Genomic DNA, 16,794 nt, shown 5'->3' on the forward strand with positions numbered 1-16,794 from the left:
ATATTGCCACGGACCCTAGAGCATTATCCATTGCGATTGAATCGGAATGGCTGCATCAGGTCCCTGCCTTGTCGCGTTATCGAATATGGCGGCCTGGCGATGTTGCAAGGGCCGTGGCAGTAGCGGCGTGCAAACGGGAATTTGGCGTGAATTTCACCTTGAACGGGTTTCGACCCTTTATCCTGTTGATCTTGGGCCTATTGGTCATGGTGCTGGACGTCCAGACGGCACATGCCCAGGCGGCGCAGTGTGCACAATTGCAGGGGGCGCTGGCGCAGTTCGACAGCAATAGCGAATTCCGCCAGATGGGCAGCAATTCCAACGCGGCGCGGCAATTGCAGCGTCAGGTGCAGCAGGCCGAGAGCCGTTATATCCGCGATGGATGCAATGACGACGCCCGCGCCGGGCGTCAACTGACCCGTGCCTGCCAACTCATCGCCCGCGACGTTCTGAGCCTGCGCGACCAATATGCGCAGGTCAGCCAGGCCGTGGAAACGGCCAATGCGGTTGGCCAGCAGCGCGAGGCCATCCTGCAGGAAATGGCGCGCTTTGGCTGCAATGCCGGGTCGAGTGCCAGCTTCACCAATGACCGGCAGAATGTCTTCGACCGCATCTTCGGCACGACGTCCGAGGGCGACTTCACCGATGGCGACTTCATCGACGGCGGCGATTACTGGGGCTTTTCGGGCTATGATACCGTGCGCACGGTCTGCGTACGGCTCAGCGACGGCTATTTCTGGCCCATCAGTTATTCGACCCTACCTGACTATATCGGTAATGACGCCATGAGCTGCCAGCAAATGTGCCCCAATACGGCGGTCGAGCTTTATTATTACGCCAATCCCGGGGAAGAGCCCGAGCAGATGCGCAATATGAATGGCTCGCCCTATAGCGCGCTGCCGACTGCCTTTGCCTATCGCGATGCCTTCGACAAGAGCGCCAGTTGCGAGGCTACTCCGGTGGCCGATGGCTCGGTGACCATTGCCAGTGCGGCCGATGGCAGCAATAGGGCGATGCTGGAAATCAATGGATTGCGCATTCCGCTGCCGCTACGTGATCCGCGCGGGGTCGCGCCGGTTCAGCCGGCGGTGATGGAGACGGTGGCCGCCGTGGCGCTGGTGGATGTGCCCCTGCCGAGACCCCGCCCTGCTGGTCCGGGCGAAGTCGCGCGCCGGCCGACCGCCCCGGTGGAGCCGGAATTGCGGATCGTCAAGTTCGGGGGCAGGAGTGTCAGGGTAGTCGGTCCAGACACGCCTTACGCCCAAGCAGGACGAGCAGGGACTTGAGTTCGGGTCCGTCGTGACGGCCGGTCAATGCCAGCCTGAGAGGCATGAACAATGCCTTGCCCTTGCGCCCGGTGGTGGTCTTGAGGGTCCCGGTCCACTGCCCCCAAGTCGTGTCATCCCAGGGTTCGGGCGGCAGCAGGGCCTTGGCCAAAGCGAGGAAATCGCGATCCTCATCGGCAATTACCGGTTCGACCGGCCCAGTGAGCAGCTTTGACCATTCCGCAATGTCGGAGAATTTCGTCAGGTTCTCGCGCAGCAACAGCCACATGACTTCGCCTTCGAGTCCCATGGAGGACAGGCGCGGCGCCGCCTCGGCGTAGGGCATGGCGTGCAGCATACGGGCGTTGAGGGTATCGAGTTCGGCGGGATCAAAGCGCGCCGAGCCGTGCGAGATCATCGAGAAATCCAGCTTTTCGGCAATGGCATCTAGGCTCTCATAGGGCTCGACCGAGAGGCTGGTACCGGTGATCGTGGCCGCAATGGCAATGGCCAATGGCTCATATCCTTCCGCCCGGAAATCGGCGATGGACTGGCTGCCGAGGCGCTTGGAAAAGCCCGCACCCTGCGCGTCGGTCAGCAGGTTGTGGTGGCCGAAGACCGGCACCGTCCCGCCCAGCGCCTCGAAAATCTCGATCTGCGTACCGGTATTGGAGACATGGTCCTCACCGCGGATGACATGAGTGATGCCGAGGTCAATATCGTCCACTACGGAGGGCAACGTGTAGAGATAGGAGCCATCGGCGCGGATCAGCACCGGATCGGACATGGAGGCGGTGTTGACCGTCTGCGGTCCCTTGACGAGGTCGTCAAAGTGAACCGGGCGACCATCAAGCCGGAAGCGCCAATGCGGGGTGCGTCCCTCGGCTTCGAGCCGGGCTCGGTCCTCGTCGGTGAGGGCAAGCGCGGCGCGATCATAGATGGGCGGCTTGCCCAGTAGCCGGGCGCGAGCGCGCTTGCGGTCGAGTTCGTCCTCCGTTTCGTAGCAGGGGTAGAGACGGCCGGCAGCGACCAACCGGTCGCGGGCGGCGTCATAGAGTGCGGTGCGTTCGGACTGGCGGACCAGCAGGTCCGGCTTAATGCCGAGCCAGTCGAGATCAACCTCGATGCCATCGGCGAATTCGCGGGTGGAGCGCGCGATGTCCGTATCGTCCATGCGCAGCACATAGTGGCCGTTATGGCGGCGGGCAAAGAACCAGTTGAGCAAGGCTGGACGGGCGTTGCCCAGGTGAATATTGCCGGTGGGGGACGGTGCCCAGCGAACGGTGACGCTCATCCGATGGTCCCGTCCCTGTAGCCATTGGTGATGGGGTATTTGCGGCCCTGGCCAAAAGCGCGCGGCGTGATCTTGGGACCAGGTGCCGACTGGCGACGCTTGTATTCGGCAATGTTGAGCAGACGCTCGATGCGCTTGACCAGCGCGGCGTCATGCCCGCGCTTAACGATGTCGCCCAGCGCCATCTCCTCCTCGACCATGCAGAGGAGGATGTCGTCCAGCACCGGATAGGGCGGCAGGCTGTCCTGGTCGGTCTGGTCGGGGCGAAGTTCGGCGCTCGGCGCCTTGTCGATGATGGACCGGGGGATGACCTCGCCCGACCGCCCAAGGCAGTCGCCCGGCATGTTGGCATTTCGCCAGGCGGCAAGGGCATAGACGTCCATCTTGAACATGTCCTTGAGCGGATTGTAGCCGCCATTCATGTCGCCATAAATGGTGGCGTAGCCCACGCCCATCTCGCTCTTGTTGCCGGTGGTCAGCAGCATCGAACCGAGCTTGTTGGACACGGCCATCAGGATGGTGCCGCGCATGCGCGACTGAATATTTTCCTCGGCGGTGTCGATGGGGCGATTGCCGAAAATGGGCTGGAGTTCGGTAAGCGCGCTGTCTACCGGATCACCAATGTCGACGACATCATAACGCACCCCGAGGCGATCGGCACAGTCACGCGCATCGCGGATGCTGGCTTCGGACGTATAGCGATAGGGCAACATGATGGCGTGGACCTTTTCGGGCCCGAAGGCATCGGCAGCCATGGCGGCGACCACAGCGCTGTCGATGCCGCCCGAGAGGCCGAGCACCACATGGGAAAAGCCGTTTTTGAGGACGTAGTCGCGCAGGCCGAGCACACAGGCGCGCCAGGGGGCCTCCTCGACCGAGGGCAACTCCTCAATGCGGCCATTGGTGCAGGTCCAGCCGGCCTCGGTACGGGTCCAGTCCGAAACGATGAAATCGGGCTCGAACGAATTGCCCTGCAGCACCAGCCTGTCGCCGGGCTCCATGGCGAAGGAGGCACCGTCAAAGACCAATTCATCCTGGCCGCCCACCTGGTTGAGATAGAGCATGGGCACGCCATCCTCGGCGACGCGGGCGCGCACCAGATCCTTGCGGATGTGCTGCTTGTTGGTCCAGTAGGGCGAACCATTGGGGCACAGCATGATTTCGGCACCGCGCATGGCGAGATGCTCGCAGACAGCGGTATGCCACACATCCTCGCAGATCGGGATGCCGACAGAGACGCCCTTGATGGTGACGGGCAGCGGCAGTGGTCCGGAGACGAAATAGCGCGGCTCGTAGAAGACATCGCTATTGGGTAGTTCGCGCTTATAGCGGATGGCGGTGATCTCGCCCTTCTCGGCTACCAGCACGGCGTTGTGGAGACCGGTTACATCGAGCCAGATGGTGGGCAGGACCAGCACGACATCGCTGCCCTTCGTCTCGACCACGAGAGTGCGCGCGGCGGCAATGGCGTCCTTGATGAACTGTTCTTTGAACAGCAGATCGTCGGGGAAATAGCCGGTGAGGAATAGCTCGGAAAGCATCAGGATATCGGCCTTGGCCGATCGGGCATCGTCCAGCGCCTTGCGAGCCAGGGCCAGATTGCCCGTGAGGTCACCCACCTTGGGATTGAGCTGAGCGAGCGCGATGCGGAGCTGGTCGGTCAATTGATGCCTGGCCTGGTGTGAGAAAAGTGGCTACCCGGTGGCTGGTCGGATGCGGCGCAAGGATTAGCCGCTCACCCTCACCAGGGCAAGCGGCAGGGACGGGTGGCCGGATGCGGCTAGGCGGGCTTACTCGCCCGCAGCCGCCAACCGGTGTGGTGGTTTCTGCGCATGCACTTCCTCGGCGACAAGGAAGGCCAGTTCCAGAGCCTGACTGGCATTGAGGCGCGGGTCGCAATAGGTATTGTATCGATCCGACAGGGTCGCCTCAGTGACGGCGGATACGCCGCCGACGCATTCGGTGACATCGTCGCCTGTCATCTCGATATGCACACCGCCGGCATAGGTGCCCATCTCACGGTGGACGTCGAAGAAGCTCTTCACCTCCGACAGGACCCGGTCGAACGGGCGAGTCTTGAAGCCCGTCGAAGCCTTGACGGTATTGCCGTGCATGGGGTCGCAGCACCAGACAACGGTGCGGCCGGCCTTCTGCACGGTCTCGACCAGGCGCGGCAGATGCTCGTGCACCTTGTCGGCGCCGAAACGCGAAATCAGAGTTATGCGGCCGGCCTCGTCGGTCGGATTGAGCCGGTCCAGCAGGCGCAGCAGGTCGTCGCTGGCAAGACTCGGGCCGCACTTGATGCCAATGGGATTATGGATGCCGGCAAAATATTCGACATGCGCTTCGTCCGGGTCGCGGGTGCGATCGCCGATCCAGAGCATATGGCCGGAGGTGGCGTACCAGTTATTGGTAATGGAATCCCGGCGGGTCAGGGCTTCCTCGTAGCCGAGCAGCAGCGCCTCATGACTGGTATAGAAGCTGGTCTGCTTGAGGGCCGGGGTGTTTTCGGGCGTGAGGCCGAGCGCGCCCATGAAGGTGATGGCGTCGTCGATGCGGCGGGCCACTTCCTCAAAGCGTGCATCCCAGCTGGAGCCCTTCATGAAGCCCATGGTCCATTCATGGATGCGGGTGAGTTCGGCATAGCCACCCATCGAAAAAGCGCGCAGCAGATTGAGCGTGGCCGCCGACTGACGATAGGCCATCAGCAGGCGCTGAGGATCGGGCACACGAGAGGCTTCGGTAAAGGCGATGTCGTTGATGATGTCGCCGCGGTAGGAGGGCAGTTCGACGCCGTCGATCACCTCGGTATCGGCAGAACGCGGCTTGGCAAACTGGCCAGCCACGCGGCCGACCTTGACCACGGGCTTGGAGGACCCATGGGTCAACACAACCGCCATCTGCAGGAAGACGCGGAAGAAGTCGCGGATATGGTCGGCGCCATGTTCAGCAAAACTTTCGGCGCAGTCGCCGCCCTGGAGCAGGAAGGCCTCGCCACGAGCAACGGCGGCCAGGCGCGTCTTGAGTTCGCGGGCCTCACCGGCAAAGACCAGGGGCGGAAAGGTGCCCAACTGGCGTTCGGCTTCGGCCAGAGCGGCGGCGTCCGGATAGGCCGGAACCTGCTTGATCGGCTTGTCGCGCCAGGAACTTGGGGTCCAGGTGGTCATAGTCTGTCTCGCTTGCGCCGGGCAGGAAGGGGTGGGGGCGATCTACCAAGCCCTGAGGCTCATGCCAAGGAGAAAGGATCAGACGCGCTTGCAGTCGCGGTAGACATAGGTCGGAGCCTTGAAGGTCACCAGCTCTTCGGCGGCCGATGGATGAAGCGCCATGGTGCGGTCGAAATCGGCCTTGGTAGCGCCCATACCGACGGCAATGCCGACCAATTGGATCATTTCGCCGGCGCCTGGACCCAGAATATGAACGCCCAACACCTTGCCGGCATCCTTTTCGGTGATGAGCTTGAGGACCATGCGTTCGGTTCGATCAGACAGGGTGTTCTGCATGGGGCGGAAGCGGGCCACATAAACATCGACATCGCCATGGGTGGCCGCCTCCACCTCGGTAAGACCAATGGTGCCGATTTCGGGCTCGGAGAAAACGGCGGTAGGGATCAGCGAATGATCCACCTTGAGAGGATTGTCGTTGAACACGGTTTCGGCGAAATACCACCCTTCGCGGATGGCCACCGGCGTCAATTGCGCCCGGTTCGTCACGTCGCCCACCGCGTAGATGTTGGGCACGGACGTCCGGGAATATTCATCCACGGCGATGGCGCCGCTTTCGGTGAGCGAAACACCGGCGGCTTCGAGACCGAGATCCTTGATATTGGGACGGCGACCGGTGGCAAACATTACGGCGCCGAACGGCGCGGAGACACCATCGCTAAAGGCTGCCGTGATATCCTCGCCGGTTCTCGACAGGGAATCGATATTGGTCTGATAGATGAGGCGGATACCGCGCTCGATGAGACCCGCCTCCAGCCCACGCCGCATATCCTCGTCGAAGCCGCGCAGCAGGCAATCGCCGCGATAGATGATAGTGGTATTGACGCCAAGGCCGGCGAAAATGGTGGCGAATTCCACCGCCACATAGCCACCACCCTCGATGAGAATGGAGTGCGGCAGGGTCGGTAGATCGAATGCCTCATTGGAGGAAATACCCAGCTCCGCACCCGGGATATCGGGAATGAACGGGTGGGCACCGGTGGCGATGAGCAGGTATTTGGCGCTCAGTTCCCTGCCGTCGCGCAAAAGGCGGATGCCGTTGGGACCGGTGACCACGGCCCGGTCCTTGATGATTTCGACACCGGGCTTTTCCAAATTGCTGGCATAGCCATGCTCAAGCCGGGTAATTTCCTTTTCCTTGGCGGCGACCAGGGTCGGCCAGTCGAAACTGGCATCGACCTGCCAGCCAAAGCTTTCGGCGACGTCGAACTGGTCCTTGAAACGCGCGGCATAGACATAGAGCTTCTTAGGCACGCAGCCGCGGATGACGCAGGTGCCGCCGACGCGGAATTCTTCAACGATGGCGACCTTGGCCCCATATGTCGCCGCCATGCGGGCCGCACGAACGCCGCCTGAGCCGGCACCGATGACGATCAGGTCATAGTCGAAGTCCATTAAAGCCCCCTGCTCCCGCTGGCCGGCAGTCGCAACCGCCAATCATCGTCTAGTGCCGATGGATATAGTGTCGGCTTCGCATAAAAAAAGACCCCGCACAAGGCGGGGTCAACAAGCCAATGGATCGGCAGATCAGAGTTCGACGCCCTGCTCGCGCAGCCCGGCGCGCACCTTGGCAAAGAACTCGGTGCGCAGATTATTGGTATAGACCTGCAGGACACGGCGGACATCGGCGTTGAGATCGGCATTGGCCTGCGCCAGCTTCTGGCCGGTCGGTGTCTCATAGAAGGCCACGATCTCGGTCAATTCCTCGAGCGAGAAATAGATCGCGTAGACCCGTGCGAACTGATCGAGCAGTTCGCCCTTGCGACCATTATATTCCTTGATCACGTCGCCGATGACCGTGTTGGTCTGATCGGAAATCTCCGGGTTCTGCGTCACGATCTGGCGCATGGTGTCGATACCGACTTCGACTACGGTGGTCTCGAAAACGGCGCCACGATCCGTCAGGTCGATATATTTGCGCGCCAGGGCCAGTTGCTCGGGAGCGACTTCCTGCGCCAGGGCGGGGACAGAGGCTCCGACCGTCCCGACAACCATTGCGGCCAGCGCCATCAGCCGGACGCCCTGCGCCCAATTGCGAATATTCCAGAAAGCCATCTTGTCCCGTTCCACCCTGGTCAGTTGCCCTTGAGAAGTGTTTCTACGCCATTCGGCGTCGCCACATAAGCCTTGCGGCACATTTTGAGGAAAAGCCCATGCTGGACCACGCCCGGAATGTCCAGAAGGTCGATTGAGAGCGCTTCTGGCTGCGAAATGCGGCCAAAAAAAGCATCGAGAATGAAATGCCCGCCATCAGTCTGGTAGGCTTTGCCCGCATCTTCGCCCCGCAGCTTCACCCAGCCATCCACGCCATGGGTGTCGACGAGGCGCTGTACCAGCGCACGGGTGGCTCCAAGGCCGAAGCGGTTGACCTCGATTGGCAGAGGGAAGCGCCCGCCAAGCGTATCGACGATCTTGGTATCATCCGCGATGACGATCATGGCGTCGGATGCCGCCGCGACGATTTTTTCGCGCAGCAATGCCCCGCCAGCCCCCTTGATGAGATTGAGGTCGCCATCGATTTCGTCGGCGCCATCCACGGTCAGGTCCAGCCGGGCCAGCGTATCGAGGTCCGAGAGCGGGATATTCAGTTCCCGGGCCTGTTTGGCTGTGGCTTCCGAGGTGGGGACGCCGACGATATCGAGACCGCCCGCGACCCGCTCGCCGAGCAGTTCGACGAAATGGCGCGCGGTCGAGCCCGTGCCCAATCCGACCTTCATGCCTGACGCGATTTCGGCAACTGCGCGCGCTGCAGCCTCGCGCTTGAGTGCTTCACTCATGGCGTCATTTCCTCCAAAACGTATGGGGGTTTGGCAGCCACGCGCCTGCGCTGTCAAGCCGACCTTGGTCGCTCAATCACGCTTTGGTGACTAGCTGGTGTAACCGGCTAGCAACACAATAAGGCGATGATATCGCACTTGCGGCCAAAAAGAGGCACAACTCTTCCGGCTGCATCGCATTCAAAGTAAACAGCGCAAGTCGTCGCCGGCAGAATCATGCCAGCGCATTCAGAGGCCAAGTGGAAGCATGAGCATCTATAGAATTGCATTGGCAATCGGCATGGCGGTTTTGCTGGCAGCGACCAGCACGCTGCCCTCCAATGCCGCCCTGTGGTATAACCCGGACACGAACCAGTTCGAGGATCGCGCCGCCAGTGCCAGCCGGGGCGGCAGCTCCATCCGCAAGCAGATAGTGGATTACGAAACCACCCAGAAGCCCGGCACGATTGTCATCGAGACCGGCGAACGCCGCCTCTATCTGGTGCTCGAAGACGGCAAGGCCATGAAATATGGTATCGGCGTGGGCCGCGACGGCTTCACCTGGTCCGGCACCCACCGCATCACCCGCAAGGCGGAATGGCCCGGCTGGACCCCGCCCCCGGCCATGCGCAAGCGCGTTCCCGACCTGCCGGCCTACATGCCCGGCGGCCCGGACAATCCGCTCGGCGCCCGCGCGCTCTATATCGGTTCGACGCTCTATCGCGTGCACGGCACCTCTGAGCCGTGGTCGATTGGCCAGGCCGTGTCGTCGGGCTGCATCCGCCTGACCAATGAGGATGTCACCGACCTTTACGAGCGTGTCCAGGTTGGTGCCCGGATCGTGGTCAACCACTGATCCGAGTAAAGACTTCGTAAAAGGCCGCCAGATTGGCGGCCTTTTGTTTTTTGGGCGCTTTGCGCCGGGAACGATGACGACTAGATTGGCCCCATGACCGGTTCGCCTTCCCAGCAGCGCCCCCTGATCGACAGCTTCGGCCGGCGCATATCCTATCTGCGCATCTCGGTGACCGACCGGTGCGACTTCCGCTGCGTCTATTGCATGGCCGAGGACATGACGTTCCTCCCCAAGAAGGACGTGCTGAGCTTCGAGGAAGTCGAGGCCATTGCCGGCGCCTTTATCGCCCGGGGGACGACCAAAATCCGGCTGACTGGTGGCGAGCCGCTGGTCCGGCGCGATATCATGGCGCTGGTGCGCAGCCTGGGCGGCAGGATTGGGAATGGTCTTGATGAGCTGACCATCACCACCAATGGCAGCCAGTTGTCAAAGCATGCCGAAGGGCTTTTCGCTGCCGGCATACGTCGGATCAATGTGTCGCTCGATACGCTGGATGCCGATCGCTTCAGCCAGATCACCCGCCGCGGTCACATCGAGGATGTGCTGAGGGGGATCGACGCGGCGCAGGTTGAGGGCATCGCCATCAAGATCAACATGGTCGCGATGCGCGGCGTCAATGACGACGAGATTGAGCCGATGATGGCCTGGGCCCATGGCAAGGGCATGGGCCTGACGCTGATCGAGGGCATGCCGCTGGGCGAGGTCGGGATCGACCGCATCGATACCTATCTGCCACTGCGCGAACTGCATGAGCGGCTGGCACGGCGCTATACCTTCGCGAAGCTGGACAAGCGCACCGGCGGTCCTGCCCGCTATGTGCATGTGGCCGAGACCGGCGGCACGCTGGGCTTCATCACCCCGATGAGCCATAATTTCTGCGAGAGTTGCAACCGCGTCCGCCTGACGGCGACCGGACAGCTGTTCCTGTGCCTGGGCCAGGATGACCAGGTCAATCTGCGTGACGCCTGGCGCGAGGGCGGGGCCGCAGCGCTGGATGCGGCGTTGGATCACGCCATGATCATCAAGCCTAAGGGCCATGATTTCGTGCTGGATCGGACGCAGGGTGCACCGGCCGTGGCACGGCATATGAGTGTCACGGGTGGCTAAGCCACAAATCGACGGCGGCGCGCTCAGAGACCGGCTGACCAAGACCTTCTCCGACGTCTCGCCTCTCTTCCCCCTTGTGGAGGGCGTAGAGTCCCAGGCCTTTGCCTTCGACGCGGATGGTGGCGCATTCGTGGTCCGAGTGAACGCATTGGCCGGCGGTTTTGAGAAGGACCGGTTGGCGCATGACCGGTTCAATCGAGCGCAATTGCCCGTTCCCGAAGTGCTGCTGATCGCCGAATGCGGCCCGCTGCACTGGTACTGCGTGTCCCGCCGCGTGACCGGAGACACCTTGCAGGCGCTGCCGACGGGGAGCGCCTTTCGTTATGGCAAGGCGGCAGCCAGGTTGCTCGATGCCCTGGCCAAGAATGCGATGGACCCAGCGGCGGGCGCCGGACCATTCGACGGGACTGGCCAGGCCAGCTTCACCCGTTGGCCGGACTATGTGTCTTCAGTGTCAGGCTGGGACTGGTCGGCACTGCCCGGCGCGCAGCGCCAGTCGGCCATGGAAGTCGTGGGCCAGGTCTGCCGCATGGCCAACGACCTCCCGGACTTGAGGCGGCTCGTTCATGGTGACTTCGGATCAAACAATGTTCTGGTGCAGGATGGCGTCGTCATCGGCCTGATCGACTGGTCGGAGGCGATGATCGGCGATCCAGTTTATGATCTGGCCAATCTCCTGTTCTGGCGGCCATGGCTCGATTGCATGGAGCAACAATGCCGGTTCATCGAAGAGCATGAAAGCTGGCGGCTCAGCGAACGCGACGCCCTCACCTGCTACCAACTTCGGATCGGGCTGGGCGTTCTGCGCGATGCCGTGCTGGACGGAGATACCGCGATGGCGAACTGGTCGCTGGCGCGGTGCATGGCGATAGCGGCGGGATAGTTAGCGCCCCGGCGCCCGCTCGATCAGTTCCACCAGAATGCCATCGGGATCGCGGACAAAGGCCACGCGGCGGATCATTTCGGAATTGCAGGCATTCCGAGGGCGCTCGGCGACTTCGACGCCAGCCGCCTCAAGAAACTCGACCATGGCGTCGACATCGTCATAGGCCAGGGTCAGGTGGCGCATGCCTGCTTCGGAATGGGGCACTTCGCGGAAGCCACCCACCTCGTGGACGGGTGCAGCAACTTCCAACATGCCACCGCCCGCGTCGAGGAAAGCAAGCTCGCCGCCGGCGGTGGTCTTGCGCAGTGCTAGGCGCAGGCCCAGCAGGCCGCAATAGAAATCGATGGCGCGATCCATGTCGCTGACCGTCATACCGATATGTTCGAAACCAATCAGCATTGGCGGTGCGGACCTATTTATCGTCGTCCGAGATGATGGCGAAGTCGAGCGGCAGGGCCGTGGTGTATTTGATCTGCCCCATGGCGAAGGCCGAGCTGACATCGGTGAGATTGATCTTGCCGATCAGACGCTTGTAAAAAGTGTCATAGGCGCCGATATCGGGCACGACCACACGCATGAGATAATCGACATCGCCGCTCATGCGATAGAACTCGACCACCTCGGGAAACTCGTCCACCACGCCCGAGAACTTGCGCATCCAGGTGTCGTTATGCTCGTTGGTCTTGACCGAGACGAAGACGGTGACGCCGACATTGACCTTGGCGGGATCGAGGACGGCGACGCGGCGCTGGATGACCCCGTCCTCCTCCATCTTCTGGATACGCCGCCAGCATGGCGTGGTGCTCAGGCCGACCTTGCGGCCGATTTCCGCGACCGGCATGGTCGCATCCTTCTGCAGAAGCGTCAGGATCTTGCGGTCGATCTTGTCCAAAGCCATTCCGGCCCCTTGAAATCAGATTTTACTTTAGACGCCATTCGCGCGCCGTGGCGACAGAAGAAGTGCCATATCGCCCAGTATGGCGCAATAAAATTGCTCATTGCAATGTATTTGGCCTGCGCAACACCATCTTAACCCTAGCGCCAGCGCGACCGCCAGCACTTTTCCCTGGCGACGCAATGCATCCCGGTTGCCGGGTCGCTTCCAGGGAACTCGGTTTCACGCGCTGTTAACCACGGCACCCCTAAGGTCTGATCGTGAGCGTCGCGAGCGCGTTTTTGTTCGCATCATCGAGTAACGAGTAAGACTTTCCATGCCGGTTCCCGACGCCGATATCCGTGCCCAATCCGGGCGTGACGGCAAGCGAGCAGCACAGAAAACCGTGCTAGAGGCCCGTCAGCGGCTGACCTCCAGCTCCGGTACGCGCGCAGATTTCGATTTCGAACTGATGCATGACTATGCCGATAGTCGCATCGCCGCGGCCCTGCCCATGGCGGCCATCGTTTTCATCCTGGCCATCGTCGCCAGCTTTTGGGTGCCGATCACCGTCACGGCCTTGTGGGCGGGGCTGGTCATCGCCAGCCTGCTCGTGGTGGTGTTGACGGCCAGGCGCTTCAAGTCCGTCGACCCGGGCAAGTTCAATGCCGCCCGCTGGACCACCAGTTTCGTGGCAGCCGAAAGTGTTGGCGGGCTGGCGCTATCATTGCTGGCGCTTTTTACCCTTGTCACCGACCCCGAAGCGCTGGCCCCAGTGATGTTCGCCATGGTGCTGGTCAGCATCGCGTCGAACGCGGTGGCGACCCATACCCTGCCCCCGGCGACGCTGATGAGCACCCTTCCTGTCACCACAACCGTCTCCATCTCGCTGATCGCCCTGGGCGGCACGCTCAATTATACGCTGGCGGCCGTGGCCGTCTGCGGTGAGGTGTTCTTCGTCTATCTGGCGCGGCAGCTGCACAGCTCCGAGCTCGAAACCATCTCGCACCAGGCCGAGAAGGACACGCTGATCTACGAACTGGAAGAAGCGCGCAACATGTCGGACGAAGCTCGCCGGCATGCGGAGCAGGCCAATATCGCCAAGAGCCAGTTCCTGGCCACCATGAGCCATGAATTGCGCACTCCGCTCAACGCCATTATCGGCTTTTCCGAGGTGTTGAAATCGGAACTGCTGGGGCCCCACCAGGTGCCGCAATACAAGGAATATGCCGGCGACATCCATTCCAGCGGCCAGCACCTGCTCAATCTGATCAACGAGTTGCTCGATCTCAGCCGTATCGAGGCGGGCAAATACGAACTCAACGAGGAAGTGGTGTCGCTGGTCGACATCGCCTCGGACTGCCGCCGGATGATGGAATTGCGCGCCAAATCCAAGGGCATCGACCTGGTTTTCAGCGTCGGCGACAACCTGCCCAGGCTCTGGGGTGACGAACGCGCCATCCGCCAGGTGGTGCTGAACCTGTTGTCCAATGCCATCAAGTTCACCCCCCAGCAGGGCAAGATCGTGCTGGTGGTGCAGCGGAGCGGCGATGGCGGGCAGCTCATCTCGGTCAAGGACAACGGTCCGGGCATTCCCGAAAACGAGATCGAGACGGTGCTCTCGTCCTTCGGCCAGGGGTCGCTGGCGCAGAAGACGGCGGAACAGGGGGCCGGCCTTGGCCTTCCCATCGTGCAGAAGATCATGGACCTGCATCAGGGCCGGTTCGACCTCTATTCCAAGCTCCGCTTCGGCACCGAAGTCATCGCCACGTTCCCCCGCGCCCGGGTCATGGACGCGCTGGCGCCGGTGGTCGAGAAGCGCAATCGGCTCGAAATCTACTCAGAAGTGGGCTGAGGGCTGGCAAGGCCGCTCCTGCGCCGAAATTTGGCCGCTTTGGTCGTGATGTTCGGGCGCATGGAGTCCTGATGATCAAGCATTCGATCCTTGCTACCTTGCTTCTCGTGCTCGTGCCGCTGAATGTGGCCGCACAACCCGCCGAACAGGCTGCACCAGCTGCCGAAAGTTCCGTTGAGACCGTCTTCGACACCAGTTACCGCCCCTCCCCCTCGGTGTCCGCACGCTTGCAGCGCGAATTCCTCGACGGGGTGCGCTGGTCGGCCGGTGTCGAGGCTCGCGACAGCCTGACAGAGGCCTTTGCCGAGCGCTCCCCGACCGAAATCTGGCAGGAACTGGTTGCGTCTGACGGGCTCACGACCAATAACGTCACAGATGCACTGACATCCTATTGGGTGCTCAACTGGGTGGCGGCCAATGGCGCCTATGCGGTCAAGGTCGACAGTGCCCCCGTGCAAAGGCAATTGCAGATTGCTTTCGCCAATGACCCCAATTTTCATAAGATGGGCGACCAGCAGCGGCAGGAACTGGCGGAGGGCTATATCCTCAACTTCCTTGTCGAGCACGCTGCGCTCAACACCGCCGTCGAAAAGCGCGACGTGGAGACCCTCAACCGCCTCGCGGCGGCGGCCGTCGCACGGTTCCGGAGGGACATGAAGGTGAACCTGCTTGCCCTCGTACCGGGCCCCGATGGATTTGCGGCGCGGCCGGTGGTGGCCGAGTAGCGCCAGCTAGGCAGACTTGCCGCTGACGGCGGCGCTTTCGAAGGTCGCCATATTGTCGTGCAGGTGCAGCGCCGTCTTGGCCATAACGGCGGCCAACGCCGCGCCGCTGCCTTCACCCAGCCGCATGCCCAAATCGAGCAGGCCGGTCTGGCCCATTTTGTCGAGCGCCCTGGCATGGGCACTTTCGGCCGAGACATGGGCAAAAAGGCAATGGTTGATGGCTGCCGGATTGACGGCCTGGGCAATTGCTGCGGCCGCCGTGGCCACATAGCCATCGACGATGACCGGCACCTTCTGGTGGCGGGCGGCCACCAGGGCACCGAGCATGGCGCATATCTCGCGGCCGCCAAGGCGGGCGAGAATGGCGAGTGGATGATCGAGTTGGCCGGCATGCAGGGCAAGGGCGCGATCCACCGCATCCGCCTTGCGCTTGAGGCCCGCATCGTCCACGCCCGTACCGCGACCCACCCAGTCGGCTCCGGTGCCGCCATAAAGGGCGGCATATAGTGCGGCGGCGATGGTGGTGTTGCCGATGCCCATTTCACCCAGGCAGATCAGGTCCGGCTTGCCAGCCACCGCCTCCATACCGTAGGCGATGGTGGCGGCGCACATCTGGTCATCAAGCGCGGGCTCGACGGTAATGTCCCCTGTGGGCAGTTCGAGCGCCAGTTCGAAGACGCGCAGGTTGATTTCATGCAGGGCGCAGATCTGCGAAATGGCCGCGCCGCCGTTGGTGAAATTGGCGACCATCTGCGCGGTCACCTCGCGGGGGAAGCTCGACACACCCTGATCGGTCACGCCGTGATTGCCGGCAAAGATAGTGACCATGGGATTGTCGAGACGCGGTTTTGCGCGATGCTGCCAGCGCGCCAGCCATTCCACCAGTTCTTCCAGGCGCCCCAGAGAGCCCGACGGCTTGGTCAGTTGCGCATCGCGCGCGCGCACGGCGGCCACAGCCTGTTCGTCGCCATCGGGCACGGCCACGAGCAAATCAATGATGTCGGAAAAGGCAGGATTGAGTGGCATGGCAGGTCCGGCGCGATGTGTTAGGAAGGGGTTGTCTTGTTGCCCATAACGGAGCGAAAAGCAATTGACGGACGGGTCGCCAGAGACCAGCGCAAACGACAGGATCGATGCCGAAAACCGTGACGCCTACAGACCCCGGCCGGAGCGCGGCGGGCTCGGGCTGAAGGACGATCTGGTGATGGCGCTGCGTTTTTTTTCGCGCCTGCCGACGGGGGATGGCCCGCATGAAAGGCCCGATCTGGGCCGGATCGCCATGGCATTACCGGTAGCATCGGTGGTGATGGGACTGGTCCCGATTCTGCTGCTGGCCGGGGTGTGGCTCGGCCTGCCAGGATACTTTGCCGCCACGCTCGCCGTGGGCGCCATGGTGCTGGTTGGGGGCGGCATGATGGAGGATTCGCTGGCCGATGCCGCAGATGGCCTCTTCGGCGGATCGACGCGCGAGCGGCGCCTGGAAATCCTCAAGGACAGCCGCCATGGCACTTATGGCGTGGCGGCACTGTGCCTTTTCCTGGTGCTGCGAGTAACGGCCATTGGCAGCGTGGCTGCACTCAATCCGCTCGCGGCAGCTGCACTGTGGCTGGCGGCCAATGTGGCGGGACGATCCGGCGCCCTGTGGGTGGCCGTGGCCCTGCCTCCTGCCCGCGCCGATGGCGCGTCTGCCTCTGCCGGGGCACTCCCGGTCTCGCGCTTTGCGGTTGGAGCTGCACTGGCGGCGCTGCTAGTCCTCGTCATCGGCGCGCCAGCATCGAGCCTTGTCGGAGCAATCATTGCCCTTTTGGCGGTTGCGCTCGTGGTGGTGGGCTGGGCGGCCCTCTGCCAACGATTGGTCGGTGGGCAGACGGGTGACCTGATTGGCGCTGCGGCGGGGGTGGGCGAGATTTCGGCGCTCACCGTGTTGCTGATCTTTGCCTGACGCCTTGAAA

The 16,794-nt window shown here is 62.4% G+C and carries 16 protein-coding genes; 7 read left to right on the forward strand and 9 right to left on the reverse strand.

Features of this window, described 5'->3' with window-relative positions:
• Positions 1-146: 146 nt before the first annotated feature.
• Complete coding sequence (locus ACXYMS_RS06430; RefSeq protein WP_458904734.1) at positions 147-1,286, forward strand: DUF2865 domain-containing protein; 1,140 nt, start codon at positions 147-149, stop codon at positions 1,284-1,286.
• On the opposite strand, the gene gltX is transcribed toward ACXYMS_RS06430, so the two are convergent.
• From gltX to rpiA, 6 genes are all read right to left on the reverse strand, one after another.
• On the reverse strand, positions 1,231-2,559 hold the full coding sequence (gltX, locus tag ACXYMS_RS06435; RefSeq protein WP_458904736.1) for a glutamate--tRNA ligase: 1,329 nt from the start codon (positions 2,557-2,559) through the stop codon (positions 1,231-1,233). The genes ACXYMS_RS06430 and gltX overlap by 56 nt on opposite strands.
• Positions 2,556-4,223 (reverse strand): NAD+ synthase, encoded by a 1,668-nt coding sequence (locus ACXYMS_RS06440; RefSeq protein WP_458904738.1) that lies wholly within the window; start codon positions 4,221-4,223, stop codon positions 2,556-2,558. The genes gltX and ACXYMS_RS06440 overlap by 4 nt, the downstream gene beginning before the upstream one ends.
• A 126-nt stretch (positions 4,224-4,349) precedes the next feature.
• Positions 4,350-5,726, reverse strand: coding sequence for a class II 3-deoxy-7-phosphoheptulonate synthase (locus ACXYMS_RS06445; RefSeq protein ID WP_458904739.1), 1,377 nt, complete (start codon positions 5,724-5,726; stop codon positions 4,350-4,352).
• Between the two features lie 78 nt (positions 5,727-5,804).
• On the reverse strand, positions 5,805-7,178 hold the full coding sequence (gene gor, locus ACXYMS_RS06450; protein WP_458904740.1) for a glutathione-disulfide reductase: 1,374 nt from the start codon (positions 7,176-7,178) through the stop codon (positions 5,805-5,807).
• A gap of 132 nt (positions 7,179-7,310) precedes the next feature.
• The gene (locus ACXYMS_RS06455) at positions 7,311-7,838 is read right to left on the reverse strand and encodes a DUF2059 domain-containing protein (RefSeq protein ID WP_458904742.1); all 528 of its coding nucleotides are present in this window, start codon (positions 7,836-7,838) and stop codon (positions 7,311-7,313) included.
• A gap of 20 nt (positions 7,839-7,858) precedes the next feature.
• Positions 7,859-8,560, reverse strand: a complete 702-nt coding sequence (gene rpiA / locus ACXYMS_RS06460) for a ribose-5-phosphate isomerase RpiA (RefSeq protein ID WP_458904744.1) — start codon at positions 8,558-8,560, stop codon at positions 7,859-7,861.
• A gap of 247 nt (positions 8,561-8,807) precedes the next feature.
• Between rpiA and ACXYMS_RS06465 the strand changes: the two genes are divergently transcribed.
• From ACXYMS_RS06465 to ACXYMS_RS06475, 3 genes are all read left to right on the forward strand, one after another.
• Positions 8,808-9,395, forward strand: a complete 588-nt coding sequence (locus tag ACXYMS_RS06465) for a L,D-transpeptidase (RefSeq protein WP_458904745.1) — start codon at positions 8,808-8,810, stop codon at positions 9,393-9,395.
• Positions 9,396-9,488: 93 nt separating this feature from the next.
• Positions 9,489-10,502, forward strand: a complete 1,014-nt coding sequence (moaA, locus tag ACXYMS_RS06470; RefSeq protein ID WP_458904747.1) for a GTP 3',8-cyclase MoaA — start codon at positions 9,489-9,491, stop codon at positions 10,500-10,502.
• A 76-nt stretch (positions 10,503-10,578) separates the two neighbouring features.
• A complete protein-coding gene (locus ACXYMS_RS06475) occupies positions 10,579-11,385 on the forward strand; it encodes a phosphotransferase family protein (protein ID WP_458905918.1) in 807 nt (268 codons plus the stop codon).
• Here ACXYMS_RS06475 and ACXYMS_RS06480 read toward each other — a convergent pair whose 3' ends face one another.
• Together ACXYMS_RS06480 and ACXYMS_RS06485 are read right to left on the reverse strand one after the other, a co-directional pair.
• The gene (locus ACXYMS_RS06480) at positions 11,386-11,787 is read right to left on the reverse strand and encodes a VOC family protein (RefSeq protein ID WP_458904748.1); all 402 of its coding nucleotides are present in this window, start codon (positions 11,785-11,787) and stop codon (positions 11,386-11,388) included.
• Between the two features lie 13 nt (positions 11,788-11,800).
• Positions 11,801-12,280, reverse strand: coding sequence for an Lrp/AsnC family transcriptional regulator (locus tag ACXYMS_RS06485; protein ID WP_458905920.1), 480 nt, complete (start codon positions 12,278-12,280; stop codon positions 11,801-11,803).
• A 319-nt stretch (positions 12,281-12,599) separates the two neighbouring features.
• On the opposite strand from ACXYMS_RS06485, the gene ACXYMS_RS06490 reads away from it, so the two are divergent.
• Both ACXYMS_RS06490 and ACXYMS_RS06495 read left to right on the forward strand, forming a co-directional pair.
• The gene (locus ACXYMS_RS06490; RefSeq protein WP_458904750.1) at positions 12,600-14,117 is read left to right on the forward strand and encodes a sensor histidine kinase; all 1,518 of its coding nucleotides are present in this window, start codon (positions 12,600-12,602) and stop codon (positions 14,115-14,117) included.
• Positions 14,118-14,188: 71 nt separating this feature from the next.
• Positions 14,189-14,842, forward strand: coding sequence for a DUF6683 family protein (locus tag ACXYMS_RS06495; RefSeq protein ID WP_458904752.1), 654 nt, complete (start codon positions 14,189-14,191; stop codon positions 14,840-14,842).
• Between the two features lie 6 nt (positions 14,843-14,848).
• Here the strand turns inward: ACXYMS_RS06495 and cobT are convergent, their stop codons facing one another.
• Positions 14,849-15,868 (reverse strand): nicotinate-nucleotide--dimethylbenzimidazole phosphoribosyltransferase, encoded by a 1,020-nt coding sequence (gene cobT / locus ACXYMS_RS06500; RefSeq protein ID WP_458904754.1) that lies wholly within the window; start codon positions 15,866-15,868, stop codon positions 14,849-14,851.
• A gap of 64 nt (positions 15,869-15,932) precedes the next feature.
• Here cobT and ACXYMS_RS06505 point away from each other — a divergent pair, with 64 nt between their 5' ends.
• The gene (locus ACXYMS_RS06505) at positions 15,933-16,784 is read left to right on the forward strand and encodes an adenosylcobinamide-GDP ribazoletransferase (RefSeq protein WP_458904756.1); all 852 of its coding nucleotides are present in this window, start codon (positions 15,933-15,935) and stop codon (positions 16,782-16,784) included.
• Positions 16,785-16,794 lie beyond the last annotated feature (10 nt).

The sequence above is a fragment of the Devosia sp. CAU 1758 genome, from assembly GCF_054482695.1.